We start from the raw sequence: 24,775 nt of genomic DNA, 5'->3' as shown, positions 1-24,775 counted from the left end.
TGGGGCGGCTCCTGGAGGAGGTCGGCCGGCTCCAGGGCCAGGTCCTCGGCCCGCGCGGGCTGCACTTCACTGGCCTCGCCGCGCGCGAGGTGGACGTGCTGCGCCTGGTCGCGGAGGGCTACGACACGGCGGACATCGCCGCGAAGCTCTCGTACTCCGAACGCACCATCAAGAACGTTCTGCACGCGGTCATCACCCGGCTCCAGCTGCGCAACCGCTCGCACGCGGTGGCGTACGCGATGCGGCAGGGGCTGATCTGAGCGACGGCGGGGGACGTCCGAGCGACGGCCGGGGGTGTCCGGAGCGACGGCGGGGGACGTCCGAGCGCCGGCGCCGGGCCTGCCCGCCCGGCGCTTGCCCCTAGGGGCAGAACTCCCTTCCCCCAAAGGTGACTTGGAGCGCTCCGGCAGTGAGGGCCCGGTGCGGCATCCTCGGGCCGTCGAGCGACGCGAGGTCGAGGGGGTTGTGCCGTGCGCTGGTTCCAGTCGTCCGGGCGTACGGTGCCGCCGGCGCCCGGCGGGCCCGGTCGCCGCGCGTCCGCCCGGGCCGCGCTGGCCCTGCTGCTGCTCGCGGCCGGAGCCGTACCGGCGTCGACGTCCGCCTCGGCCGTGCCGGTGCCCGACGAGCCGGTCACGCCGGCGGTCGTGTCGCAGGCGCTGGATCCCGGCGCGTCGCTCCGGGTCGACAAGCGGGTGCGGACGCCGGTGGTGCCGCCGATGCCGGAGGTGGTGCTGCTGGTGGACGGCACCGGAAGCATGGAGGAGGTGATCAGGGACGTACGCGAGGGGCTGCCGGACATCATCGACGGGGTGCGCTCGGCGCAGCCGGACGCGCGGTTCGCCGTGACGACCTTCGGTGACCAGGTGGGCGACGTCGACGCCGGATTCGGCGTCAAGACCGGGCTCACCACCGACGACACCGCGCTGGAGAGGGGGGTCGGGGCCCTCGGGACCGACCTCGGCTACGGCAGTGACGGCCCGTCCGAGGACTGGATCAACGGCCTGTGGCAGATCGCGGCCGGCGCGGGCGGCCGGACGGTCTTCCGCGAGAACTCCAGCCCGGTCGTCGTCCTCGTCAGCGACGCCTCCAGCCACAACCCCAGCAACGGGCACTCCATCGAGGACACGATCTTCTCCCTCCAGGACAAGAACGTCCGGGTCCTCGGCGTCGAGGTGGACACGCCGCGCGGCGACGGCCTCGACGGCAACGGCGACGCCGGCATCCCGGGGCAGAAGGAGGACCCGCCCACCACGCGCGGCCAGGCCACCCGCATCATCGAGGCGACCGGCGGCCGCAAGCTCGCGGGGATCGACCCGGGCCGGGTGTCGGAGGCCATCGTCGAAGGGCTCACCAACCTGCCCACCCGGGTCGGCCACGCCCTGGAGTCCTGCGACCCCGCGCTCACCGTGACCCTCGACCCGCCCACCCGCGACGTCGTCAGCGGCGAGACCGCGGACTTCGCCGAGACGATCACGGTCGCGCCGGACGCCCCCCAGGGCACCACCCTCACCTGCACCGTGGCGTTCCCGCTCGGCACCCAGGCCCCGGACACCGCGGCGATCGGGGCGGCCGCCTCCGATCCCGGGTTCCGGCAGGAGATCTCGATCACCGTCAACGACGTGTCCGCGCCCGTCGTCACCCTCGACGACCGCCTCGCCCGGGCCGCCGGCGACGCGGGCACCACGATCGACTACACGGCCACCGCCGTGGACGCCGAGGACGGTCCGCTGACGCCGGCCTGCACCCCGGCGCCGGGTTCCCTCTTCCCCGTCGGCACCACCACCGTGACCTGCACGGCCACCGACGGCGCCGGGAACACCGGGACGGACACGGCCGTCTTCCGCGTCCTGCCGCCGCTCACGCCGCCGCCCGGCACGGACCCACCGGGCCCCGTGCCACCGGCCGCCGACGTGGCGGTGTCCGTCTCCCTCTCCCCCTCGCGCGCCTACACGGGCCGGCCGGTCACCGCCCGCTACACGTTCACGAACGCCGGCCCGGACACCGCCCAGCGCGTCGTCCTCACCGCGGCCTGGCCGTCCGGGGCGGGCCGCGTCCTCTCCCCCGGCGACCGGTGCACGGCCGCCGCGCCCTGCTCCCTCCCCCCGGGCGGCCGGCTGGTGGTCATCCGGACGGCCACCTACCAGGAGGCCCTGTCGGGGACCGTCCGGGCGACCGCGAGCAGCCTGCCGCCCGACCCGGAGACCGGGAACAACACGGCCACGGCGCCGCTGCGGGTGGTCCAGCCCCGCCTGGAGGTGACGCCGCGCGTGGTCAGGCCGGGCGAACCGGTGGCCGTGCGGGGCACGGACTTCCCGCCCGGCGAGCGCGTACGGCTCGTCTGGTCCACGGGCCTGACCGCCGACACCGCTCCCCTCACGGTGGGCCGCGACGGCAGCTTCGAGACCCAGGTCCTCGTGCTGCGCAAGGACCGGATCGGACTGCGGTCGCTGCGCGCGGAGGCCGCCCGCCTGGAACGCCTGGAGGAACCCGTGCTGGTCGTCCGGCACGCCCTCCAGCCGCCGGACTTCGCGGGCCGGGGGTGAGGGTCCGGTGATCCACGAGGTCGACGACGTCCTGCGCGCCCTGATCCGCGCGGAGGTCCTGGAGGGCGGACAGGTGGCGGTCGTCTTCGACGCCCCCACGCGCGAGTGGGCGGCCAAGGTGAACGCGCCGATGGTGAACCTGTACCTGTACGACATCCGCGAGGACATGCGGCGGCGCGAGCGCGGCCTGCACAACGAGTACGACGAGCGCGGCGTGGTCGTCGCCCGCCGCCGCCCGCCCCGCTACTTCAAGCTGTCGTACCTGATCACCGCCTGGACCAAGCGCCCGGAGGACGAGCACCGCCTGCTCTCCTCCCTCCTGGCCTGCCTGCTCCGCCACGAGGCGCTGCCCCCGGCCCGGCTCACCGGCACGCTCGCGGAACTCGGCGCGGCCGTCCCCCTGTCGATCGCGCTGCCGCCGCCCGAGGACCGCTCCTTCGCGGACGTGTGGAGCGCGCTGGGCGGCGAACTGAAACCGTCGCTGGACCTGGTGGTCAGCGTGCCGGTGACGGCCTCGCCGAGGTACGCGGCGGGTCCGCCGGTCGGCGACGAGGGCCTGGAGGTCCGCCTCGACGGGGGGCTCGGCACATGACGGCCGAACTCCTGGCCCGTGCACGGGAGATGGAGCTGAGGGTCCGCCGCGCGGTGGAGGCCCGCCGCGCGGCGGACCCGGATCCGGACGACGCCTTCCGCGGCCTGTACCTCACGGAGGAGGCGGTGGAACGACTGCTGGACGCGCCGCGCGCCTTCCCCCCGCCGGAGCCGACGGGACGGGCGGCCCCGGGCTCCCGACTGGGCTCGCTGGCCCGGGACTTCGGCCTGTCCGCCCTGGACGTGGACATCCTGCTGATCGCGCTGCTCCCGGACCTCGACGACCGCTTCGAGTCGTTCTACGGCTACCTCAACGACGACGTGACGCGCCGCAGGCCCTCGGCCGGTCTGGCCCTGGGCCTGTGCGGGATGCCGCACGCGGACCGGGAGGCGAGGGCGCGCCTGGGCGAGCGGGCCCCGCTGCGGGCGGGCGGCCTGCTGCTGGTGGAGGACCGCGAACGCCCCTTCCTGGGACGGGCGTTGCGCGTCCCGGACCGGGTGACGGCGCACCTGCTGGGCGACGACGCCCCGGACCCGCGGCTGGCGGACGTACGGGCCCCCTGGGAGGCGATCCGCGGCGTGGGCGACCCGGCCCCCCTGGCCCGCTTCCTGTCCTCGGACTCCTCGGACTCCTCCGGCCTGGTCTACCTCCAGGAGGACCAGGGCGGCGCGGGTACGGCCCTGGCCGCGTCGGCCCTCACGGAGGCGGGCCACGCGGTCCTGGGCGTGGACCTGGCCCGCCTGGCCGAGGACCCGGCACCGGCGGAAGCGGTTCGCTGCCTGCTCCGCGAGGCGCGCCTGACGGGCGCGGGCCTGGTCTGCGCGCCGGTGGACGCCGTGGCCCGGGAGAGGCCGGGCCTGCTGCGCGCGGTGACGGAGCTGCCGGTGCCGGTGGTCGTGGTGGGCCGCTCGCCCTGGGACGCGGCCTGGTCGACGGCCCCGCCGCTCCTGCTCCGGGCCCCGAGGGTGGGCCCGGAGGAGCGGGCGGAGCTGTGGCGCGAGAGCGCGGGGGAGGAAGTGGGGCTCCCCCTCCAGGACCTCCTCTCCCCCTTCCTCCTCACCCCGGAACAGATCGTGCGCTCGGCGAGGGCGGCGGTGCAGAAGGCCGGCCTGGAGTCGACGGAGGTCACCGCCGACCACGTCCGCCAGGGCGCCCGCGCCCAGAACGCGGCCGGCCTGGACCGCCTGGCCCGCCGCATCGAACCCACGGTCACCTGGGCCGACCTGGTCCTCCCCCCGGACACGGAGACCCAACTCCGCGAACTGACCTCCCGGGCCCGCCACCGCGACCACGTCCTGGGCACCTGGTCGATGCGCCCCGGCGGCGGCCGGGGCCGCGGCGTGGCGGCCCTCTTCGCCGGCGACTCGGGCACGGGCAAGACGATGTCCGCGGAGGTGATCGCGGCGGACCTGGGCCTGGACCTCTACACGGTCGACCTGGCGACGGTCATCGACAAGTACGTGGGCGAGACGGAGAAGAACCTCGAACGCATCTTCACCGAAGCGGCGGGCGTCAACGGCGTCCTCCTCTTCGACGAGGCGGACGCCGTCTTCGGCAAACGCTCGGACGTGAAGGACGCCCACGACCGCTACGCGAACGTGGAGTCCGCGTACCTCCTCCAGCGCATGGAGTCCTTCGACGGCCTCGCCGTCCTGGCCACCAACCTCCGCGCCAACCTGGACGACGCCTTCACCCGCCGCCTCGACCTCATCGTCGACTTCCCGGTCCCCGACGCCCCCCAGCGCCTGCAACTCTGGGACCGCACCCTGGGCCCGAACCTCCCCCGGGCAACCGACCTGGACCTGGACTTCTGCGCCGAAGCCTTCGAGCTCTCGGGCGGCAACATCCGCTCGATCGCGGTGACGGCCGCCTACCTGGCGGCGGAGGCGGGCACCTGCCTGACGATGCCGATGCTGATCCACGCCATCCAACGCGAGTACCAGAAACTGGGCCGCCTGACCCTGGCCTCGGAGTTCGGTCGGTACGCGGGCCTGCTGACCACCTACGAACCCGCGGACTGAGACATGCCGCAGAAGAGTCCACTCGGCTGGATCCGCACCAGGTAGCTCAATCCGCCCCTCGCGCGAACAGCTTGTGCACTTCGTCTGCTCCTCGCCGAAGTACTGCCTCCAACTCGTCGGGGGCGATCTCCGCGTGCCCTGCGTCAGGTGTGTCCGTAAACGCCAGACCGGGTCGACAGAGAAAATACTTACCACCTTTCCGGAAGTAGTCGAACGGCACACCTGCCGCGTAGAGCCTGCGGGTGATCTGCCACTCTCGCTCCTCGGAAACAGCGGCAGCCTCCTCGATCCGTTGCCGCAGTTCAGGAATCACCGTGCGATAGCTCTCCTCGGAGAGCGGGTTGCCGGTGAGATCGACCTCTCGAAGTCTGGGAAGTCCGGATCGGAGGGCCGAAATGTCCTCAATGGCATTGCGAGGCAACAGAAGTCGGCGGATCATTGGAAGCGTACGCACCACGCTGACGTCGACGAGCGCACTGAACTCCATGGAGAGCGAGGACAGATGCGGGTGGCCGGTCAGCGATGCTAGATCACGCCCTCCGTAGCCGACCACGCGCAACGTCCTGAGCATCGGAAAGCGGGCAAGATCGCTCAGGTCGTGGGGAAAGACGACGGCCAGACCTTCGAGTTGGGCCAGGTCATCATCGGTGAAGGGTGGGGGCTTCTGAAGCCGCCGTTGCACGGCCCTTTCCACCTGAGGCTCAAGGGTAGGCATCGATCAGCTCACCTCTTTCACAGCATCTTTGGCATTGTCGAGATTGTCCATGATGGCATTGAAGTTGTCCTTCTGCTCTTCGCCGAGTTCTCGAACGGTCATCGAAATGATCCCCCTGGGTGTCTTTACCAGTGCGGCTACAGGCTTGTCGAGGAACTGCGGATCATGATTTTCGATATCTCCGTTCCAGATCAGGGGATCATCCACGTCCCTCAGTCTTTCCCGAAGGACCTCCACGTACTCCAGAGCGCTCCCCTGATGCTGATTGAAGATCCTTCGCAGTTTCTTGTGAAAATCTTCCTGACCGTTGGTCAAAGTGAACTTGTACTTGGTTTTTCCGTCCTTTATGTACTCCTCCCACAAGGCGCCGGAATGACCGTTGGGCTCCACCCCTTCGATGGACCAGATCACGTGCTCGGTCTTCGAACGCAAGGCATGGTGCAGCGTCACCCAGCGTGCTGCTTCAAGCTTGTCGCCTCTCGACAGATGACCCATCGCACGCACGAGAACCACCGGGATGTAGTCGGTGGGGATCCACTCGTGATTCCCTGAGGCCGCCCGCCGGAAGAGGTCCATCAGATATTCTTTCGACGGCTTGTGTTTCGCCCAGAGGTCCAGAACCTTGGTGTTCCACTCCGAACTCTCTGTGGCGACGAACCGCAGGAAGCCGATGATGCCGCCCTGCGCGGTGACGGTAGCTTCCAGCTCCTTGTTCGCCCCTGCGCCGGAGCCGGGCAACGGCGCGAACTTGCCGTGGGTACCCGCCGCCGCTCCGTACCGCATGACGTTGACCTCGTTCGTCGCATCGACGGAACGATCGGGACGCGGCTTCTGGAGTTCCTGGAGGGCAGCCTTGCCGAGGGCCTCCAACGTCTTCGTGCGCAGCGGCCCGCCGGCACTGAAGGCGTGGTTGTAGAAGGAGTTGGTGTCCGCGGCGGTGCCTTCTTCCCCTCCCTTACTGCTCTTCCGGCGGGGCTTGTCGGTGAAGTAGGGAACCAGTGCCTGCAGTACGTCCTCGTTGGTGAGCAGTTCCGCAGCCTCAACGGGAAGCCCATCGAGTTGAACCGGAGGGTCGTCCCACACCGGCTCCTCGTTGACCTCGGTCACCCTCAACACCTTGTTCCACTTCTCCTGTGCCTCCTTGGAGAAGTTCTCGGCATGCCTCGGCAGCGCTCGGCGAATCATTTCGAGGTACTGGGCGCGCTTCGGGTCTGGCGTCTCCCTCTCGACGTCGCTGTCGGTGACGTCGAGAGGGACTTCATCGCTCGGGTTCACCGTGCCGCGCGCCGACCAGTTGCCGTCGCGGACGACCGGCTCCAGGCTGGTCATCCCGTAGCGCCTTCGGATCGTCGCGAAGGCGGCACGCAGGGCGGTCCGGCCGAACCGACCACTGCTGTTCAGGCGCTGAGCGGCGGACCTGGCGGCGGCGAGCCCCTTGGCGAGGCGCCGGCTCTTGCCCTCTGGGGTGTCGTCACCTCCACGGGTCTTGCTCTGGAGCTTGCCCCAGAGGGCTTTGCCCTTCTTGGCTATGAAGTCGACGATCTTGTCCATGGCTCGGTTCACCGGGCGGGAGGCCGCCTGGAAGACGGACTTGACCTTGTTGGCGAGGTTGCCGATGCCGAGGAGGGAGGCGAGGAAGCCGATGAGGAGGGGGATGCCGGCGGCCAGGGCGCCTTCGACCATCTTGGGGACGCCGGCCGCGCCGCCGTTGGCTATGGCTATGACCGCGTCCAGGACGGCGTTGACGAAGTCGGCTATCTGGGCGCCCTGGTTCACCACGAAGGTGACGATGTCGATGATGCCCTTGACCGCGCGGACGAAGGCGGAGGCGGGGTTGAGGAGGGAGACGATCCAGGTGATGCCCGCGATGATGACCGTGGGGACCAGGTACTCCGTGAGCTTGGAGAGGATCGTGGGCTTCAGGTCGCCCGTCTCCGCCTTGATCTCCTCGAACGCGCCCGCCGGGCCCTCCGTCGCGAGCTTCTTCGCCACCGGGACGCTCGTCTCCACCGCGCCGAGGGCCTCTTCCGGGACGCCCTTGCGGGTGATGCGGGTGCGGATGTTGTCCCAGGTCAGGCCGAGGAGGGAGGTGATGAGGGTGATGATGCCGCGGAGGTCGAAGCGTTCGGGGAGCTCCAGGCCGGCCTTGGCCGCGGTGCCGAGGAGCCAGGAGACCAGGCCCTTCTTCAGGTGTTCGCCGATGTTGGCGACGAAGAGGTCGAGGCCGGCGCCCACCGCCTTCACCAGGTTGCCCAGGAAGCCGATCGGGTCCTTGATGATCTTCATGATGGCCGAGGCGGCCTTGGCGAGGATGCCGAGGAGGAGGTTCTTCAGTTCGTTGATCGTCTTGATGACGCCGGCTATCGCGTCCTTCGCCTTGTCGATGAGGCCCTTGTTGGCCTCCTGGAGCTTCTTGATCTCCTCGTCGACGGCGTTGAGGGCGGCCGTGTACTTGTTCGCCAGGTCCTGGACCAGTTGCTCCGACTTCTCGTCGACGGTCGCTTCCAGATCCTCGAACTTTCCGGCGAAGTCCTGCCGCGCCTCCTCGCCGAACGCCTTGAGGTCGGCGGGGAGTCTGTCGACCTCCGCCTTCAGCTCCGTGCGGCCCTGGGCGATCCGTGTCTTCGCACGGCCCAGTTCCACGCCGATCAGGTCCGCCACCTGCGAGATGACCGTGCGCATGCGGGTCACGTACAGCTTGCGCGACTCCTGGTAGAGGTCGTTCGCCTCCTTCGGCATGCCGGCGAACTTGTCCTTCAGCCAGCGGCCCTTGCCGAGGAAGCCGCCGTAGCGCTTGTCCTTGTACTTCTTCATGCGGGCCTTGTGGTCGGCCGTGAAGGCGTCCCGGGCGGACTTCTCGCCCGTGGTGAAGGCGGTGTCGACCTTCTGGTCGAGGCCGGTCAGCGTCGCCTCGACGTCCTTCTTCGTCGCGTCGAAGACCTTCTGGAGCTTCGCGGTGACCTCGGCCCGCTTCCGCTCGTCCTTCGACTTCGTCTCGCCCTTGCCGCCGTCGACCGCCTTGCCCGCCGCCGCCCGGGTGGCCGTCAGGGCGTCCATGGTCTGGGCGCCCGCCGCGGCCGCGCCCGCCTTCGCCGTCGCCAGCTGCCGGTCCTCGGCCGTGTGGGCCCTGCCCGGGGCCTTCGCGGAATCCGTCTCCGCCGTCTTCTTCGCCTTCAGGGCGTCGTCGAACTCCGGCTCGTTGCCCTTGGCCAGCTGCTCCTCGGTGACCTCGGCGTCCGCCATGGCCTTGTCGTTCTCCGCCGGCCCCTCGGAGAAGTCCGTCACCTCCGGCGGCTGCTTCTGCGGGACCGCGTCGGCCGCGCTCGGCGCGCCCGGGTTGCCCGGCGCGTTGTCGGGGGCCATGGGGGTGACGGGCTTGTCCTTCGCCGCCGAGGTGTCCGGCGGTGCCTTCGTCGCCGTGTCGATGTCCTTGGCGGAGGCGTTCCTGCCGTCGGTGACCTTGCCGTCGACCTCGTCCTTCACCTTGTCGGCCTTGCCGGACTTCGAGAACTTGTCGGCCTCGTCGAGGTTCTTCGGCGCCTGTGCCTCGATCGCCTTGTCGACGGCCGCGACGAACGCCGCCTTGTCGAACTCCCCCGGCTTCGCGGCGTTCATCTTCTCGGCGTTCGCGGCCTTGCCCTGCGCCTCCTTGTCGTCCGGGGGCGCCACCGCGGCGTCCTGCGCCGACTTCGACTCCGCCGCGGCCGGCGCGTGGGCGGCCATCGTCCGCTTCTTCGCCGCCACGTCCGCCCCGACCCGGCGGAAGCCGGGGGCGGCGTTCGGCGGCGTCTTCACCGGCGCCGTGTAGCGCTGGGCCACCAGACGCGCCACCGCCGCGTTGCCCACCGCGCCCTGGAGGCGCTGCACGCCGTGCGGGGAGAGGCCGGGAGCGGGAGCGGGGGCCGGGGCGCCGGCCGGTGTGCGGCCGGTCGGCTTCTTCTCCGGGACCTCCTTCATCCGTCCCCTCCCGGTAGCCGTGGCCGCACGGCCAGGCTGCCCGCAGGCCCGCGCCCGCACGGAGGGCGGCGGGGACCCGTGCGGCGCCGACTCCCTTGCACCTTCGGGCAGTTCACGCTGCCCAGGGGGGCGGCCGATCATCCGTTCCGGGTGATCGTCCCGGTGGCGAGAATGGCCCGGTTCAGCGGGAGCGGTTCCCCGGTCGAGGAGTGACGTAGAGGAGAGCGAGCACCGTATGCCGTCGTATCTGTCCCCGGGCGTCTACGTCGAAGAGGTCCAGTCCGGCTCCCGTCCGATCGAGGGGGTGGGCACCTCCGTCGCCGCCTTCGTCGGCTTCGCCCGCAAGGGGCCCTTCGACGAGCCGGTCCTCGTCACGAACTGGAGCCAGTTCGTGAGCCGCTTCGGCGACTTCGTCGAGGGGACGTACCTGGCCGCCTCGGTGTACGGCTTCTTCGCCAACGGCGGCGGGACCTGCTACGTGGTGCGCGTCGACGACGGCACCGCCGCTCCCGAGGACACCGCTCCCGCCGTGGAGGGGGCCGGGGGCCCCACCGCCCTCGGCGCGTACTCCGTCGTCGCCCGGCCGGGCGTCACCGGCACGATCACCGTCGAGGTCGCGGACGTCGAGGGCGACGACCCGCCGTCCGACGCCTTCCGGCTGGTCGTCGCGCGGAACGGCGAGGCGGTCGAGACGTACCCCTCGGTCACCACCAAGCGCAGCAAGGAGAACGTCGCCACCCGCGTCAACGCCGCCTCCGCGCTCATCGAGATCACCGAGCCCGGCACCGGCGCCGCGCCCGCCCGCCCCGCGCCGCAGACGGTCACGCTCGCCCCGGCCCTGCCCGCCCCCGCGGGCGGCGGCGCGCCCTTCTCCCCCGAGGTGTACGTCGGCGACGCCGACCGCCGCTCCGGCATCGGCGGCCTGGAGGCGGTCGAGGACGTCACCACCGTGGCGGTGCCGGACCTGATGAGCGCGTACCAGCGCGGGCTGATCGACCTCGACGGGGTGATCGCCGTCCAGCAGGCGCTCATCACGCACTGCGAGCTGATGGGCGACCGGGTCGCCGTGCTGGACCCGCCGCCCGGGCTCAGCCCCCAGGAGGTCGCCGGGTGGCGCTCCGAGCGGGCCGGCTACGACTCCCGCTACGCGACGCTGTACTACCCCTGGATCGACGTCGCCGACCCGTCCACCGGCCGGGTCTCGCCGGTCCCGCCGAGCGGCCACGTCGCCGGCATCTGGGCGCGCAACGACGAGCAGCGCGGAGTGCACAAGGCCCCGGCCAACGAGGTCGTGCGGGGGGCCGTCGCACTGCGGACGCAGCTGACCAAGGGCGAGCACGACCGGCTCAACCCGATCGGCGTCAACTGCATCCGCGCCTTCCCCGGCCGGGGCATCCGGATCTGGGGCGCGCGCACCCTGTCCTCCGACCCGGCCTGGCGCTACCTCAACGTGCGGCGGCTCTTCAACTACCTGGAGGAGTCGATCCTCGCGGGCACCCAGTGGGTGGTCTTCGAGCCGAACGACGACGCCCTGTGGGCGCGGATCCGCCGCACCGTCGGCGCCTTCCTCGTCAACGAGTGGCGCAAGGGCGCGCTGTTCGGGCTGACCCCGGACGAGGCGTACTACGTGAAGTGCGACCGCGAGACGAACCCGCCGGAGAGCGTCGACGCGGGCCACGTGGTCTGCGAGATCGGCGTCGCCCCGGTCCGGCCGGCCGAGTTCGTGGTCTTCCGCCTGTCCCAGCTGACCAGCGGCACCGGTGCCGTCGACGAGTGAGGAGTCCCTCGTGCCCCTTCCCGATCTCGACAGTTCCGTCGGGCATTCCTTCGGCCTGGAGTTCGACAGCGTCATCATCCGGCAGATCACCGAGGTGAGCGGCCTGAAGATGGAGCAGGACGTCATCGAACTGAAGCAGAACACCGCGGACGGCAAGTACGCGATCAAGAAGCTGCCCGGCCGGCCGAAGGCGGGCGAGGTGACGGTCTCCCGCGGCCTCACCGAGGACAACAGCTTCGAGCGGTGGATCAAGGAGTCCCGCTTCGGCCGCATGGGCGAAGCCCGCCGCAACGGCGCGATCATCGTCTACGACTACGAGGGCCTCCCGATCAAGCGCTACAAGCTGATCAACGCGTGGCCCAAGTCGCTGGAGATCGGCGCGCTCAAGGCCGGCGACACCTCCGTCCTGACGGAGAAGCTGGTGATCACGTACGAGAGCATGGACGTCGACTGATGCGGCGCGCGACGGCGGCGGCCGCGCCCCCGCACGCGGACCACGGCGAGGGGTCGGAGGGGCTGCGGACCGAGTTCCCGTTCCGGCTGCCCCGCGGGTACGTCGACGAGCACGGCACCGTCCACCGCGACGGCGTCATGCGGCTCGCGACCGCCCGCGACGAACTGGTGCCGCTGCGGGACGACCGGGTCCGGGAGAACTCCGCCTACCTGTCGGTGGTGCTGATCTCCCGCGTCGTCACCAGGATCGGCGCGGTCGACGACGTCCACCCGGGGGTCATCGAGGACCTGTTCGCCTCCGACCTCGCCTTCCTCCAGGACTTCTACCGGCGCGTCAACGCCGAGGGGCACACGCGCGCCGCCGTCACCTGCCCGTCCTGCCGGGAGGAGTTCGCGGTGGACCTCGCCGGTGGCCGCCTGGGGGAATAGCGACGTACGCGGCCGACCAGCTGTACGAGGAGGTCGCGTACCTCGCCTACCACTTCCACTGGCCGCTCGATCAGCTCCTCGACCTGGAGCACGCGGAACGCCGGAGGTTCGTCGCGCAGGCGGCCCGCCTGGGCGGAGGCTGACGGAACGGCGGCGGGACCACGGCGGGACCGGGGACGACGGAGCGACGACGGGGAGGGACGGGAACCATGGGACTGCTGTCCTGGCTGCGCGGCGGACGGGGTACGGAGCGCCCGGCGGGGACGCCCGCCCCGACCGGGCCGCCCGTGTCGCGCGCGGACCGGTTCGATGTCACTGAACTGCCGCCCCTCCAGAGGGTGTTGCAGGAGCCGGCCCTGGTCATCGGTCCGTCCTCCTTCGAACGCGGGCTGACCACCCGGCGGCCGACCGCCCTGTCCACCCCGCTGGGCCACCTGGTCAACGCCGAGGCCCCGAGCGGGCTCGTGCGGGGCGTTATCACTCCCGTCCAGCGGTCGGTGGTGGAGTTTCCCGTACGGACCTCCGGCGGGCCCCCGGCCCCGGGATCGCCGGAGGCCGCGGTAGCCGGCGGCCGGCTCCCGGCGGGCGTCCACGACACCGGAACGCCCGCGCCGGGAGGGGCCACGCCCCCGGAGTCCGTCCAGCGGACGGCCGCAGGTCCCGTAGTAACGGCCCCCGCGCCGCGCCCGTCCGCACCGGAGGCGGTGCGCCCGGCGGAGGCGGCGCGGGTCCAGAGGGCGGCGGAGACGCCCCGGGTCCCGTCGGCCCCGGAGAGCGCCGACGCCGTCGGAACCGGCGCCGTCGAGTCCGGCGCCGTCGAATCCGGGACCGTCGCCGCCGTCGACGCGGCCGGGGCCGTCGGGCCCGGAGACGTCGAAGCCGACGACGGGCCCTCCGTGCGCCCGCTGGTCGGCGAGCAGCCGCTGCTGGACGTGCCGGATTCCGGTGCCGCCGGTCCGGCGACCGCCGGAGAGGGCGACGGCGGGGGCGTACCGCCCGTCCAGCGTTCCCTGACGCCGCCACCGTCGCCGAGCCCGTCCCCCGCACCGGCGCCGTTCTCCTTCCCGCCGCCTCCCGCGCCCCGCCGCGCCCCCGGCCTCGGCGCGCCGCTCCCCTCGCTCCCTCCGACGGCCCAGCGCGAGGCCTCGGGCACCGCGCCCGCCCCCGTACAGCCGGAGTCCGCACCACCGCCCGTCCCCTCGCCCGCACCCGCACTCGCGTCGGCGCCCGTCCCCGAGCCGGTGGCGCCGCTGCTCGCCGACCGGCCGCTGGTCCTGCGTACCGTGGACCCGGGCACCGCTCCCCCGGCCGCCGGCCCCCCGCCCGAGCCCGCCGTCGTCCCCGTGCGGTGGGAGAGCAGGCGGGAGGCTCCCGCCGGTCCTCCCCCCGCCCTCTCCGTTCCCGCCGTCCAGCGCCGGATCCACGTGCCGGAGGCCCCCGCCCCCGCGTCCCGCGCGCCGGCCCGCCCCGCGGGCCGTTCCGCACCGGCGGGGCCGTACGCGCCCCGGGACGCCGGTGACGTGGCCGTGGCCGCCGGCGTCGCGCAGCGCATGGCCGACGGCAGCGTGGTCTTCGCGCCGCCGCCACCGCCCGCCCACCGGCCGTCGTCACCGGTCCCCTTCGTCCAGCGCGAGGTGGCGACCGAGGAACCACCGCCCCCGGACGCCCCTCCGGCGGACTCCCCCGACCCGCTGCCCGGGCCGGAACCGGAACCGGAACCGGAGGGCGGTGCCGCCGGGCCGGGCGGGGCCGCCCCCACCGCGGCCGCCGTGCCTCCCGGCGCCGCGCCCGGCACGCCCCCCGTCACCGACGAGTTCGTCCGCGCCCTCTACCCCTCGCTGGCCCGGCTCCTCAAGGCCGAGCTGCGGCTGGAACGCGAACGGGCCGGCCGGCTCATCGACACCCGGTTCTGACCGGACACCCGCACGCGCGAACCCGCGCCCGCACCCGCACCCGCACCCGCACGGAAGGAGCGAACCCCATGGCCACCGCCGCCCAGAGCGACGAACCCGCCGTCAGCGTCTGCTTCGTCGTCACCATCGACGACATCGAACTCGGGTCCTTCAACACCTGCGAGGGGCTGGGCTGCGAGGTGGTCCTGGAGACCCGCGAGGAGGGCGGCAACAACGGGCACGTCTGGCAGCTCCCTACGCGCCTCAAGTACTCCCACGTGAAGCTCTCGCGCCCCCTCACCCGGGAGACCGAGAAGGTGGCGCGCTGGTTCGCGAGCATGACGACCGGGTTCACCCGCAGGACCGCGCACATCGAGGCGCGGACCGGGGACGGGCGCAAGGTCGCCCAGTGGGGGCTCCTCGAAGTGGTGCCGGTGCGGTGGACCGGGCCCTCCTTCACGCCCGAGTCGCCGAAGGTGGCGATCGAGACGATCGAGATCGCCCACCACGGCTACGTGATGGAGGGCTGATCCGCCATGACCCCACCCGGCTCCCCCATCGCCTTCAGCGCGGCCGGCACCCCTGGCGTCGCGTCCGCGGGCAAGGGCCGGTCGGCCCGGCCGAAGCTGGAGCACGCCTACCTGGAGCTGAGGACGCCGCCGTCGGGCGGTGGCCTGACGCCCGGTGCACCGTGCGGGCGGATCGAATTCCAGTTCAATCCGAAGGAGTTGAGCCTCACCAAGGCGGCGGCGTGGAAGCGCACGCCGGCCAAGGGCGCGAAGAGCGCGGGACCGCCGGAGTACCAGGGTTCGCAGCCCAGCAAGCTGACCGTGGAGATGTTCTTCGACGCGGGCGGCACCCAGGACACCCGGGTGGTCGACTCCGTGGAGCAGCTGTTCGCGTGCTGCGTGCCGACGAGCGAGACCCGGCAGCAGCAGCGGTCGTCGCCGCCGTGGGTGGTGTTCCACTGGGGCGGCCTGACCGGCTTCCCCGGGTACGTCAGCCAGGTGCAGGCGAAGTACACGCTGTTCACGACCTCGGGGGTGCCGATCCGGGCGGTGTGCCTGGTGACGATGGAGGAGATCAGCGGGGAGACGCCCGGGCAGAACCCGACGTCGGGGGCGCTCACCGCCCGCCGGACGCACCGGGTGGCGGCCGGGGACTCGCTGCCGTCCCTCGCGCAGCGCGAGTACGGCGATCCGGCGGCCTGGCGCGTGATCGCGGAGGCCAACGGCATCGACGACCCGCTCCGGCTCGCCCCCGGTACGCGGCTGCTGCTGCCCGCTCCCGACGAACTCGGGCGGCTGCGCGGGGAGTCGGCGCCGCCGGCCCGGAGGGGGCGGTGATGGCGGCGCCCGGCGTCGCCTCGGCGCTCGTCGTCGAGGTGGGCGGGAGTCCGCTGCCGGCCCGGCTGATGAACACCCTGGTCGAGGGGTACGTCGACGACAGCCGTACGCTGCCGGACCTGTTCCTGCTGCGGTTCCGCGACCCGGACGCGGTGCTGCTCGCGCAGGGCGGGATCGCGGTCGGCACGGAGATCTCGCTGCTCGCCCGGAGCGGGGGCGGCACGGAGCCGCGGCCGCTGCTCAGCGGGGTGGTGACGGCGCTGGAACTGGAGCTGGACGAGTCGGGCACGTACACGGTGGTGCGCGGGCTCGACGAGACGTACAGGCTGCTGCGCGGGGCGCGGGTGGCGGCGTACCAGAACATGACGCTCTCCGACATCGTCGCCCGGGTCGCCCAGCGGGCGGGGCTGAAGCCGGGCACGGTGGACGTGGCCGGCCCGGTGCTCGACCACGTGGCGCAGGCCAACGTCAGCGACTGGGCGTTCGTGCGCGGGCTCGCCGAGGAGGCGGGCGCCCAGGCGTACGTACGGGACGGGATGCTGCACGTGGTGAGGCCGGCCGAGGCGGGCGGGGCGCCCGACGCGTCGGCGCGCGCGGACCGGGACCCGCTGGTCCTGGAGCGGGGGGCGAACCTGCTGCGCTGCCGGGCGTCGGTGTCGGCCGCCGAGCAGGTCTCCGAGGTGGAGGTGCGGGGCTGGGACGTGCGGGGCAAGCGGGCCCTGGTGGGGCGGGCCCCGGCGGGCACGTCGTCGACGCTGGCGCTCGGGGTGACGGCGGAGCAGGTGACGGCGCCGCTCGGCGAGGCCCGGCACGTGGTGACGGATGGCGGCTACGGCACGCAGGAGCGGGTGGACCGGGCGGCGAAGGCGCTCGCCGAGCGGATCGCGGGCTCGTTCGCGGAGCTGGAGGCGGTGATCCGGGGGAACCCTGAGGTGCGGGCGGGCACGGCGGTGGCGCTCAACGCGGTCGGCGCGCCCTTCGAGGGCCGCTACACGGTCACGTCCTCGCGGCACGTCTTCGACGCGGTCCGCGGGTACGAGACGTGGATCACCGTGTCGGGGCGGCAGGAGCGCTCGCTGTACGGGCTGACGGGCGGCGGGCCGGCCGGGGGGCACGGCGCCGGGGGCCCCGGGGCCGGGGGGCTGGTGAACGCGACGGTGACGGACACGCAGGACCCGGAGGGCTCGGGGCGGGTGAAGGTGACCTTCCCGTGGCTGTCGGACGAGTACGCGAGCGACTGGGCGCGGACCGCGCAGGCCGCCGGGACGGGCGGCGGGGAGCCGTACATCCCGGAGGTCGGGGACGAGGTGGTGGTCGGCTTCGAACTGGGGCGGCTCGACCGGCCGTACGTCCTGGGCGGGCTCTACAACGGCCAGGACCGGCCGTCGGGGGGCGGCGCCGTGGACCCGACGTCGGGGGCGGTCGACCGGCGCGCCTTCGCGTCCAAGGGCGGGCACCGGCTCGAACTGCTCGACACGGCGGGCGGCCCGCAGGGGATGAGGCTGCGCACCGGCGACGGAAAGCTGACGATCGACCTCGACCAGTCGGGGACGGCGGTCACGATCGGCAGCGACGGGGCGGTGCGGATCACCGCCGAGGAGAAGGTTTCGATCACCGCCTCGGGCGGGGTGAGCGTCGCCGCCGAGCGGGGGGCCCTCGAACTGAGCGGCGACAGCGTCTCGGTGACGGCTCGTCAGGGGGTGAAGGTGGACGGCGGGCAGGGCGCGGTCCGGCTGGCGACCGGGGGCGCGCTCGACGTCCAGGGGGCGACGGTCACGGTGGACGGTACCCGGCGCACCGAGCTGAAGGGCGGCACCACGCTCTCGGTCAGCGCGCCCCTGGTGAAGATCAACTGACCGGGACGGAGGGGGAGTCATGGCACAGGGAGCGGCAGCGCGGGTCGGTGACCCGACCGCGCACCCGGGGGTGATCGGCCCGCCGGGGGTGGCGAGCGTCCTCATCGGCGGGCAGCCCGCCGCCACCGTGGGCACCGCGCACCAGTGCTCCTCGCCGGCGGCCCATCCGCCGTCCGCGCTGGCGCCCCCCGGTTCCACCACGGTGCTGATCGGGGGCCGGCCTGCCGCCCGGGTCGGCGACCTGTCCGGGTGCGGCTCGGCGGTCGTGTCGGGCTGCCCGTCCGTGCTGATCGGAGGCTGAGGGGAACCATGGGACAGGAGTTCGTCGGGGCGGGCTGGGCCTTCCCGCCGCACACGGACGCGACCGGATCGATCGCGCTCGTGCGGGGCGAGCGCGAGCTGGAGGAGTCGATCCGGCTGATCCTCGCGACCTCGCCCGGGGAGCGGCCGATGCGGCCGGAGTTCGGCTGCGCGATCAACGACTACGTCTTCGCGCCGGCCGACGCGGGGACCGCGGGACAGCTGGCGTACGAGGTGCGCCTCGCGCTGGAGCGGTGGGAGCCCCGGATCGAGGTGACGGAGGTCGCGGTCCGCTTCGACGAGGTCGACGGCGGGGTGCTGTACATCGACATCGGCTACACGCTGCGCGGCGCCAACGACCCCCGGAACCTGGTGTTCCCGTTCTACGTGATCCCGGAAGAGGACCGCCCATGACCCTGCCCAGCCCCCATCTGGACGACCGGCACTTCCAGGGCCTGGTGGACGAGGCCAAACGGCTGGTGCAGCGGCGCTGCCCGGAGTGGAGCGACCACAACGTGTCGGACCCCGGCGTGACCCTGATCGAGGCCTTCGCGACCATGGTCGACCAGCTCGTCTACCGGGTGAACCGGGTGCCGGAGAAGAGCTACCGGACCTTCCTGGACCTCATCGGGGTGCGGCTCCACCCGCCGACCGCCGCCGGCACGGACGTCACCTTCCGGCTGTCGGCGCCGCAGCCCGAGCCGGTGTCCGTGCGGGCGGGTACGGAGGTGGCGACGGTCCGCACCGAGACCGAGCCGGCCGTCGTCTTCGCCACCACCCGGGACCTGACGATCGTGCCGTGCGCCTACGCGGCGCTCGCGACCCTGCCGGCGGCCGGGGCCGGGGCGGACGCGGCCGCCGTGGACCGCACCGAGGAGCTGGCGCTCCGCCGCGACGTGCCCTGCTTCTCGCCCTCGCCCGCCCCCGGCGACGCCCTCTACGTGGGCCTGTCGGCGGCCGTGCCGGCCGGCGTGGTGGTGCTGCGCCTCGACTGCGACGTCCAGGGCGTCGGCGTCGACCCGCTGCGGCCGCCCCTGCTGTGGGAGGCGTGGGACGGGCGCCGGTGGACGGCCTGCGAGGTGGAGAAGGACGACACCGGCGGCTTCAACCGGTCCGGCGAGCTGATCCTGCACCTGCCGGCGACGCACACCGCGCTGAGCATCGTCCGGCGCACCGGCGGCTGGCTGCGCTGCCGGCTGGTGGCGGCGGCGCCGGACCAGCCGACGTACGTGGCGCCGCCCGTGGTCCGCGGGATCACGGCCTTCACGATCGGGGCGACGGTGGCCGCCGAGCACGCCGAGCGGATCACCGACGAGGTCCTGGGGACGGCCGAGGGGGTGGCGGGCCAGTCCTTCACCGTCGCCCGGCCCCCCGTGGTGCCCGGGGAGTTCGCCCTGGAGGTGACCGCGCCGGAGGGTGCGGAGGCGGCCGGCGCGCCCTGGACCCGGGTCGACGACTTCGCCCACTCCGGGCCCGCCGACCGGCACTTCACCCTCGACGAGGGCACCGGGCGCGTCGAGTTCGGCCCGGCCGTCCGCGAACGGGACGGCACCGTCCGGCACTTCGGCGAGGTGCCGGAGAAGGGGGCGACCGTCCGGGTGCGGGCCTACCGCACCGGCGGCGGGGTCCGCGGCAACGTGGCCCGCTCCACCCTGCGCGTGCTGCGCGGCACCGTGCCGTTCGTGGCGCGCGTGGAGAACCGCCGCCCCGCGCTGGGCGGCGTCGACGGCGAGAGCGTGGACAGCGCGCGGGTGCGCGGCCCGCTCACCCTGCGGACCCTGCGGCGCGCCGTCGTCCCGCGCGACTACGAGCTGCTGGCCCGGGAGGTGGCCCCGGACGCGGCCCGGGTGCACTGCGTCCCCGACGACGCCGAGGGCGGGGTGCGGCTGCTCGTCGTGCCGTCCGGGCGGAGCGACGCCCGGGGCCGGATCGCCTTCGAGGAGCTGGACCCCCCGCCGCGCACCCTCGCGCGGATCTCGGAGTACCTGGAGGCGCGCCGCCCGATCGGGGCGCGGGTGGTCGTGGAGCCGCCGTTCTACCAGGGCGTCACCTTCGTCGCGACCGTGCAGGCGGGCCGCGGCGCCGCCGCCGGGCGCGTGCGGGAGGAGGCCCTCGCGGCCCTCGACGGGTACTTCAACGCGCTCACCGGCGGTCCGGACGGCACCGGATGGCCCTTCGGCCGCCCGGTGCAGACCGGCGAGGCGTACGCGGTGCTCCAGCGGGTCCCCGGCGTCGACCTGGTCGACGACGTGCGGCTCTACCGGGCCGACCCGGTGACCGGGCAGCGCACCGAGGTGCCCGACGGACGGATCCCCCTCGACCGGCACGCCCTCGTCTTCTCGTACGAGCACCAGCTGCGGGTCCGGGAGGTCTGACCGCCGTGCGCGCCGACGTCCCCGGGCTGCCGAGCCCCCACCCGCTGATCGACCTGCTGCCGGCCGTCTATCTGGAGCACGACTTCCTCGCCCGGTTCCTCGCCGGGCTCGACGAGGTCCTGGCGCCGGTGCTGCTGACCATGGACAACCTGCCCGCCCACCTCGACCCGCGCACCGCGCCCGAGGACTTCCTCGACTGGCTGGCCGGGTGGGTGGCCGTGGAGCCGCACGAGGACAGCCCGCCGGAGCGGCGCCGGGCCGCCGTCCTCGGCGCGGTGGACCGGCACCGGACGCGCGGGACGCTGCACGGCCTCGCGGAGGCGCTGCGCCTGGAGACGGGCGGGGCGCCGGTCGAGGTCGCCGAGAGCGGCGGCACGGTCTGGTCGCCCACCCCTGGCGCCCCCTTCCCGGGCACCCCGCGACCTTGGGTGACGGTGCGGATCGCCCTGCCGGACCCGGGGCGCGCCGACCGGGCGCGCCTGGAGGAGCTGATCACCGCGGAGATCCCGGCGCACGTCGGCTTCACGCTGGAACTGCTGCCCGGAGGTACCGGATGACCTGTCCGACGTGCGGCCTGCGCAACGCGCCGGGAACACCGTTCTGCGCCTCCTGCGGAGCGTTCCTGGACTGGGACGGGGAGGAGGGGACGGACGCGGGGAGGCCGGGTACGGGGGCGGGCGCAGGTTCGGGTTCGGGTTCGGGTGCCGGGGCGACCTCGGGCACGGGTGCCGGGGCGGGCCCGGATGCCGGCGCAGGCGCAGGCCCGAGTACCGGGGCGGGCCCGAGTACCGGGGCTGCTTCGGGTGCCGGCGCCGCTCCGGGTGCCGGGGCGGCTCCCCCGGCGCCGGCCGCTCCCCCGGCGCCCGCCTCGCCCCCGGCCGCCGTGCCGGGGCCCGCGTCCGTGCCGGGGCCCGTACCCGCCCCCGTACCCGAGCGGGTTCCCGTGCCGCCGCCATCGACCGCGCCGACGGCTGCTCCGCCCACCGCGCCGCCGACCGCGCCGCCGACCGGATCGCCGGTGGCCGCGCCGGTCGCGGCGGGGTTGCGGCGGCCGGGCGAGGAGACCGGGGCGGCGGTGCCCGGGCCGCCGGCCGAGGCGCCGCGCTCCGCGCCCGCGGAGGCTCCGGCGCCCGCCGCCCCGAACGTCCGCTGCCCCGGCTGCGGTTCCGGGAACGAGGCCGGCCGCACCCTGTGCGTGCGGTGCGCGCTGCCGCTCGCGCCGGGGCCGCCGCCCGAGGCCCCGCCGCCCTGGTGGCGGCGGCTGTCGCGCCGCCGGAGCCGGCCCGCCCCGCTCGCCGGGACCCGGCCGCGCCGGGCCTGGCGCGGGCCCCGGGTGGTGCTGCCGCTGGTCCTCGTCCTCGTCGCCTGCGGCGTCTGGTTCGGCCTGCCGTACGCCGGGCGGCTGCTCGGCCTGGCCCGGGAGGAGACGAGCCCGCCCGAGTCGCTGCCGCCGTCGGCGGTGGGGGCCTCCGGCGCGCTGAAGGGCCATCCGGCGGCCGCCGCCTTCGACGGGTTCACCAACCGCTACTGGGCCGTGGCGGCGCCCGGGGCCACCCTGAAGGCGGAGTTCGAGGCTCCGGGGGTGCGCGTGACGAAGCTGGTGGTGTTCGCGGGGACGTCGGCGAAGAAGGACGAGTTCCTGACGCAGGCCCGGCCGGCGCGGATCGTGGTGGAGGTGGTCACGGCGGACGGGGACGCGTCGACGCGGCGGATCACCCTCAAGGACCAGCCGGGCCAGCAGACCTTCGACCTGCGCGGCTCGGGGGTGACCCGGGTCCGCGTCACGCCCGAGACCGCGTACGGCACGGGGCGCGGCCGCCATCTGGCGGTGGCCGAGGTCGAGTTCTTCGGACACCGCGGCTGAGCCCCGGGCGCGCCGCGCCCGGGCGGGCGTCGCCGCCGGGTGGGGACCGTTCAGTCCACCGCCCTGATCCGTCGCACCAGCAGGGCCCCCAGCAGCCCCACGCCCGCCGCGACCAGGTAGAGCGCGCGGTAGCCGCCCAGGTGGGTGACGAGGGGGGCGGCCAGGACGGGGGCGGCGACCTGGGGCAGGGAGTTGGCGATGTTGATGACGCCGAGGTCCTTGCCCCGGTCGGCGGCCTTCGGGAGGACGTCGGTCATGAGGGCGAAGTCGACGGAGGTGAAGACGCCGAAGCCGATGCCGAGGAGGGCCGCCGCGACGAGCGCCGCGGGCCAGGTCTGCCAGCCGGCGAGCAGGCCCGTCGCCGCCGCCGTCAGGACCCCGGACCACAGGACGAACGGCTTGCGGCGGCCCACCCGGTCCGACCAGATCCCGCCGACCACGACGGTGGCGAGGAGGGTCGCGCCGTTCACCGCCGTCAGGACGAGGACGCCGGTCTCCGGGTCCGGGTGGTGGAGCCGGTCGCGGAGGTAGTAGAAGAGGTAGAGCAGGACGAGCGCGTTGCCGAGGTTGACGAGGAAGCGGGTCAGCCAGGCCCAGGCCAGGTCGGGGTGGGCCCGGGGGCTCAGCCGGAAGCCGGCCAGGAACCCCCGCCAGGACCAGGCGGGCCGGTCGGCCGCGGCCAGCCGCAGGTCCCGGTGGCGCAGGAGATACGGCGCGACGCCGACCAGGGTGAAGACCGCGCAGGCCGCGTAGCCCGCGCCCACTCCCCCGGCCGCCGTCGCGAGCCCGGTGCCGGCGACGACGCCGAGGATCTGCGCCGCCCCCAGCCAGCCGCCCACCGCGCCGCGCTGGCCGCGCGGCACCCGGTCCGGTACGGCCGCCGTGATCGCGGCGAACGCCGCGTTGAGCGTCAGCTGCACCAGGCACCAGCCCAGGAACACGACCCAGACCGCGTCCGCGGCGCCGAGCAGCAGCAGGGACAGCGCCCCTCCCGCCGTTCCCGCCGCGATCCACGGCGTGCGCCGTCCGTGGCGTGACGCGGTCCGGTCCGACAGCGCTCCGAAGAGCGGGTTGGCGGCCAGCGACACCAGCGCGCCGACGCCGGTCACCCAGGCGAGCAGCGACTCCTTGGACAGCCCGGTGCCGGGCGCGAACCGCTCGGCCTGCTGCGCGAGCAGGATCTGCAGCGGCCCGTACCAGCCGACCCAGATCGCGCCGTTGGCCAGCGACAGCGCGGCCGTCCAGCCGCGCCCGACCCGCCCGGCGGGCTCCTCCAGGGCGAGGGCGGTCATGCCCGCTGCGCTCTCAGCGCGTCCCGCAGCCAGGCGTACGACGCCTTCGGGGTGCGCTGCTGGGTGGCGTAGTCGACGTGGACGAGGCCGAAGCGCTTCGTATAGCCCTCGGCCCACTCGAAGTTGTCCATCAGCGACCAGTGGAAGTAGCCGCGGACGTCGACCCCCGCCTCGATGGCGCGGTGCAGGGCCCGCAGGTGGCCGTCCAGGTAGGCGATGCGGGCCCGGTCGTCGAGTCCGTCGTAGGCACAGCCGTTCTCGGTGATCACCAGGGGCGGCAGGCGGTCGCCGTAGCGGTCGCGGAAGGAGGTGAGGAGTTCGGTGAACGCGTCGGGGACCACGGGCCAGCCGAAGTCCGTCACCGGATAGCCCTCGATCTCCCGTACGGAGAAGGGCAGTCCGGCGGGCAGGGTGAGCCCGGAGAACTCCACGTCCCCGGCGCCGGGCGCGCCCGCCATCGTCGGCTGGTAGAAGTTGATCCCGTACCAGTCGAGCGTGGACTCGGAGATCACCTTCAGGTCGGCGTCCACGTCGCCGCCCGGCATGAGTTCGCCGAATCCGTCGGGGTAGCGGCCGAGCAGCAGCGGGTCGGAGAAGAGCCGGTTGAGGATGAGGTCGTAGAGGTCGGCGGCCTCGGCGTCGGCCGGGCTGTCGGAGGCGGCCCAGGTCGGGCCGTGCGAGTTGGCGATGCCGATGTCCGAGGCGCCGGCGGCGCGCAGCGCGCCCGCGGCGAGGCCGTGCGCGAGGAGCTGGTGGTGGGCGGCGGGCAGCGCGTCGAACAGCAGCCTCCGGCCGGGCGCGTGGGCGCCGAGCGCGTGGCCGAGCAGCGTGTGCTCGGCGGGCTCGTTGAGGGTGATCCACTTCTGGACGCGGTCGCCGAGCCGTTCGGCGACGGTCGCCGCGTACGCGGCGAAGCGGGCCGCCGTGTCCCGCTCCAGCCAGCCGCCCGCCTCCTCGATCTCCAGGGGCAGGTCCCAGTGGAAGAGCGTCGGCACCGGCCGCACGCCCTGCGCGCACAGCTCGTCGACCAGCCGGTCGTAGAAGTCGAGGCCGCCGGGCGCGAGCACCCTCGGCCAGGAGACCGAGAAGCGGTACGCGTCCACGCCCAGGTCGCGGACGAGCCGGACGTCCTCGCGGTAGCGGGCCACGTGGTCGCAGGCCACGTCGGCGGTGGAGCCGTCCCTGATCCGGCCGGGCTCGGCCCCGAAGGCGTCCCACACCGAGGGGAGGCGCCCGGCGACGTCGCCCTCGATCTGGTGGGCGGAGGTGGAGACGCCCCAGAGGAAACCGGGCGGGAAGGTCGGGAGCGGGTCCGTGGTTGCTGCCATGGCCGCGATCATCGGTACCGGCCAGTAGGAAGTCA

Annotated in this window: 21 protein-coding genes; 17 read left to right on the top strand and 4 right to left on the bottom strand. The window is 73.8% G+C overall.

Features of this window, described 5'->3' with window-relative positions; genetic code table 11:
* The 4 genes from ACFW6A_RS12605 to ACFW6A_RS12590 all read left to right on the top strand — a co-directional run.
* The coding region (locus tag ACFW6A_RS12605) for a response regulator transcription factor (RefSeq protein ID WP_386640363.1) at positions 1–260 on the top strand (260 nt) is incomplete at its 5' end.
* Positions 261–470: 210 nt separating this feature from the next.
* Positions 471–2,543, top strand: a complete 2,073-nt coding sequence (locus ACFW6A_RS12600; RefSeq protein WP_386640360.1) for an HYR domain-containing protein — start codon at positions 471–473, stop codon at positions 2,541–2,543.
* Positions 2,544–2,550: 7 nt separating this feature from the next.
* Complete coding sequence (locus tag ACFW6A_RS12595) at positions 2,551–3,135, top strand: DUF4255 domain-containing protein (protein WP_386640357.1); 585 nt, start codon at positions 2,551–2,553, stop codon at positions 3,133–3,135.
* Positions 3,132–5,156 carry an AAA family ATPase gene (locus tag ACFW6A_RS12590; protein WP_386640354.1) on the top strand — a complete coding sequence of 675 codons (2,025 nt, stop codon included), beginning with the start codon at positions 3,132–3,134 and terminating at the stop codon, positions 5,154–5,156. The genes ACFW6A_RS12595 and ACFW6A_RS12590 overlap by 4 nt, the downstream gene beginning before the upstream one ends.
* 46 nt (positions 5,157–5,202) lie before the next feature.
* Here the strand turns inward: ACFW6A_RS12590 and ACFW6A_RS12585 are convergent, their stop codons facing one another.
* Positions 5,203–5,871 carry a hypothetical protein gene (locus tag ACFW6A_RS12585; RefSeq protein WP_386640351.1) on the bottom strand — a complete coding sequence of 223 codons (669 nt, stop codon included), beginning with the start codon at positions 5,869–5,871 and terminating at the stop codon, positions 5,203–5,205.
* Positions 5,872–5,874: 3 nt separating this feature from the next.
* Positions 5,875–9,828: a hypothetical protein gene (locus ACFW6A_RS12580; RefSeq protein ID WP_386640348.1), complete on the bottom strand. Its 3,954-nt coding sequence runs from the start codon at positions 9,826–9,828 to the stop codon at positions 5,875–5,877.
* A 235-nt stretch (positions 9,829–10,063) separates the two neighbouring features.
* Here ACFW6A_RS12580 and ACFW6A_RS12575 point away from each other — a divergent pair, with 235 nt between their 5' ends.
* The 13 genes from ACFW6A_RS12575 to ACFW6A_RS12515 all read left to right on the top strand — a co-directional run bounded on the left by ACFW6A_RS12575 (position 10,064) and on the right by ACFW6A_RS12515 (position 22,120).
* Complete coding sequence (locus ACFW6A_RS12575; RefSeq protein ID WP_386482689.1) at positions 10,064–11,605, top strand: phage tail sheath family protein; 1,542 nt, start codon at positions 10,064–10,066, stop codon at positions 11,603–11,605.
* A 10-nt stretch (positions 11,606–11,615) separates the two neighbouring features.
* Positions 11,616–12,059, top strand: coding sequence for a phage tail protein (locus ACFW6A_RS12570; protein WP_043231053.1), 444 nt, complete (start codon positions 11,616–11,618; stop codon positions 12,057–12,059).
* Positions 12,059–12,487, top strand: coding sequence for a hypothetical protein (locus ACFW6A_RS12565; RefSeq protein ID WP_351842461.1), 429 nt, complete (start codon positions 12,059–12,061; stop codon positions 12,485–12,487). The genes ACFW6A_RS12570 and ACFW6A_RS12565 overlap by 1 nt, the downstream gene beginning before the upstream one ends.
* On the top strand, positions 12,484–12,630 hold the full coding sequence (locus ACFW6A_RS12560; RefSeq protein WP_351842607.1) for a DUF6760 family protein: 147 nt from the start codon (positions 12,484–12,486) through the stop codon (positions 12,628–12,630). Before ACFW6A_RS12565 ends, ACFW6A_RS12560 begins: the two co-directional genes overlap by 4 nt.
* 561 nt (positions 12,631–13,191) lie before the next feature.
* Positions 13,192–14,400 carry a hypothetical protein gene (locus tag ACFW6A_RS12555; RefSeq protein WP_386482686.1) on the top strand — a complete coding sequence of 403 codons (1,209 nt, stop codon included), beginning with the start codon at positions 13,192–13,194 and terminating at the stop codon, positions 14,398–14,400.
* Positions 14,401–14,468: 68 nt separating this feature from the next.
* On the top strand, positions 14,469–14,909 hold the full coding sequence (locus tag ACFW6A_RS12550) for a phage tail protein (protein WP_351842465.1): 441 nt from the start codon (positions 14,469–14,471) through the stop codon (positions 14,907–14,909).
* Between the two features lie 6 nt (positions 14,910–14,915).
* Entirely contained in the window at positions 14,916–15,725 is an 810-nt protein-coding gene (locus tag ACFW6A_RS12545) for a LysM peptidoglycan-binding domain-containing protein (protein ID WP_351842467.1), read from the top strand.
* Positions 15,725–17,581, top strand: coding sequence for a VgrG-related protein (locus ACFW6A_RS12540; RefSeq protein WP_386482682.1), 1,857 nt, complete (start codon positions 15,725–15,727; stop codon positions 17,579–17,581). Before ACFW6A_RS12545 ends, ACFW6A_RS12540 begins: the two co-directional genes overlap by 1 nt.
* Before the next feature lie 19 nt (positions 17,582–17,600).
* Positions 17,601–17,882 (top strand): PAAR domain-containing protein, encoded by a 282-nt coding sequence (locus ACFW6A_RS12535; protein WP_351842471.1) that lies wholly within the window; start codon positions 17,601–17,603, stop codon positions 17,880–17,882.
* Positions 17,883–17,890: 8 nt separating this feature from the next.
* Positions 17,891–18,295 carry a GPW/gp25 family protein gene (locus tag ACFW6A_RS12530; RefSeq protein ID WP_351842473.1) on the top strand — a complete coding sequence of 135 codons (405 nt, stop codon included), beginning with the start codon at positions 17,891–17,893 and terminating at the stop codon, positions 18,293–18,295.
* A complete protein-coding gene (locus tag ACFW6A_RS12525) occupies positions 18,292–20,256 on the top strand; it encodes a putative baseplate assembly protein (RefSeq protein WP_386482677.1) in 1,965 nt (654 codons plus the stop codon). The genes ACFW6A_RS12530 and ACFW6A_RS12525 overlap by 4 nt, the downstream gene beginning before the upstream one ends.
* 5 nt (positions 20,257–20,261) lie before the next feature.
* Positions 20,262–20,813, top strand: a complete 552-nt coding sequence (locus tag ACFW6A_RS12520) for a phage tail protein (RefSeq protein WP_351842477.1) — start codon at positions 20,262–20,264, stop codon at positions 20,811–20,813.
* 461 nt (positions 20,814–21,274) lie between these two features.
* Positions 21,275–22,120, top strand: coding sequence for an NADase-type glycan-binding domain-containing protein (locus tag ACFW6A_RS12515; protein ID WP_386640344.1), 846 nt, complete (start codon positions 21,275–21,277; stop codon positions 22,118–22,120).
* 50 nt (positions 22,121–22,170) lie between these two features.
* Here ACFW6A_RS12515 and ACFW6A_RS12510 read toward each other — a convergent pair whose 3' ends face one another.
* Positions 22,171–23,412, bottom strand: coding sequence for an MFS transporter (locus tag ACFW6A_RS12510; protein ID WP_351842481.1), 1,242 nt, complete (start codon positions 23,410–23,412; stop codon positions 22,171–22,173).
* Positions 23,409–24,752: a GH1 family beta-glucosidase gene (locus ACFW6A_RS12505; RefSeq protein WP_351842609.1), complete on the bottom strand. Its 1,344-nt coding sequence runs from the start codon at positions 24,750–24,752 to the stop codon at positions 23,409–23,411. The genes ACFW6A_RS12510 and ACFW6A_RS12505 overlap by 4 nt, the downstream gene beginning before the upstream one ends.
* Positions 24,753–24,775 lie beyond the last annotated feature (23 nt).

This window comes from Streptomyces sp. NPDC058758 (assembly GCF_042746075.1).
Taxonomy (GTDB): Bacteria; Actinomycetota; Actinomycetes; order Streptomycetales; family Streptomycetaceae; genus Streptomyces.
Note: the sequence above shows the minus strand (reverse complement) of the source record. Positions and strands in the feature narration are given on the sequence as shown.

What these genes read in the sequence shown, in the direction of transcription:
- ACFW6A_RS12590 (WP_386640354.1), top strand. Translation starts at nt 3,132, where the DNA reads ATGACGGCCGAACTCCTGGCCCGTGCACGGGAGATGGAGCTGAGGGTC.
- ACFW6A_RS12585 (WP_386640351.1), bottom strand. Translation starts at nt 5,871, where the DNA reads ATGCCTACCCTTGAGCCTCAGGTGGAAAGGGCCGTGCAACGGCGGCTT.
- ACFW6A_RS12580 (WP_386640348.1), bottom strand. Translation starts at nt 9,828, where the DNA reads ATGAAGGAGGTCCCGGAGAAGAAGCCGACCGGCCGCACACCGGCCGGC.
- ACFW6A_RS12575 (WP_386482689.1), top strand. Translation starts at nt 10,064, where the DNA reads ATGCCGTCGTATCTGTCCCCGGGCGTCTACGTCGAAGAGGTCCAGTCC.
- ACFW6A_RS12565 (WP_351842461.1), top strand. Translation starts at nt 12,059, where the DNA reads ATGCGGCGCGCGACGGCGGCGGCCGCGCCCCCGCACGCGGACCACGGC.
- ACFW6A_RS12550 (WP_351842465.1), top strand. Translation starts at nt 14,469, where the DNA reads ATGGCCACCGCCGCCCAGAGCGACGAACCCGCCGTCAGCGTCTGCTTC.
- ACFW6A_RS12545 (WP_351842467.1), top strand. Translation starts at nt 14,916, where the DNA reads ATGACCCCACCCGGCTCCCCCATCGCCTTCAGCGCGGCCGGCACCCCT.
- ACFW6A_RS12540 (WP_386482682.1), top strand. Translation starts at nt 15,725, where the DNA reads ATGGCGGCGCCCGGCGTCGCCTCGGCGCTCGTCGTCGAGGTGGGCGGG.
- ACFW6A_RS12535 (WP_351842471.1), top strand. Translation starts at nt 17,601, where the DNA reads ATGGCACAGGGAGCGGCAGCGCGGGTCGGTGACCCGACCGCGCACCCG.
- ACFW6A_RS12530 (WP_351842473.1), top strand. Translation starts at nt 17,891, where the DNA reads ATGGGACAGGAGTTCGTCGGGGCGGGCTGGGCCTTCCCGCCGCACACG.
- ACFW6A_RS12525 (WP_386482677.1), top strand. Translation starts at nt 18,292, where the DNA reads ATGACCCTGCCCAGCCCCCATCTGGACGACCGGCACTTCCAGGGCCTG.
- ACFW6A_RS12510 (WP_351842481.1), bottom strand. Translation starts at nt 23,412, where the DNA reads ATGACCGCCCTCGCCCTGGAGGAGCCCGCCGGGCGGGTCGGGCGCGGC.
- ACFW6A_RS12505 (WP_351842609.1), bottom strand. Translation starts at nt 24,752, where the DNA reads ATGATCGCGGCCATGGCAGCAACCACGGACCCGCTCCCGACCTTCCCG.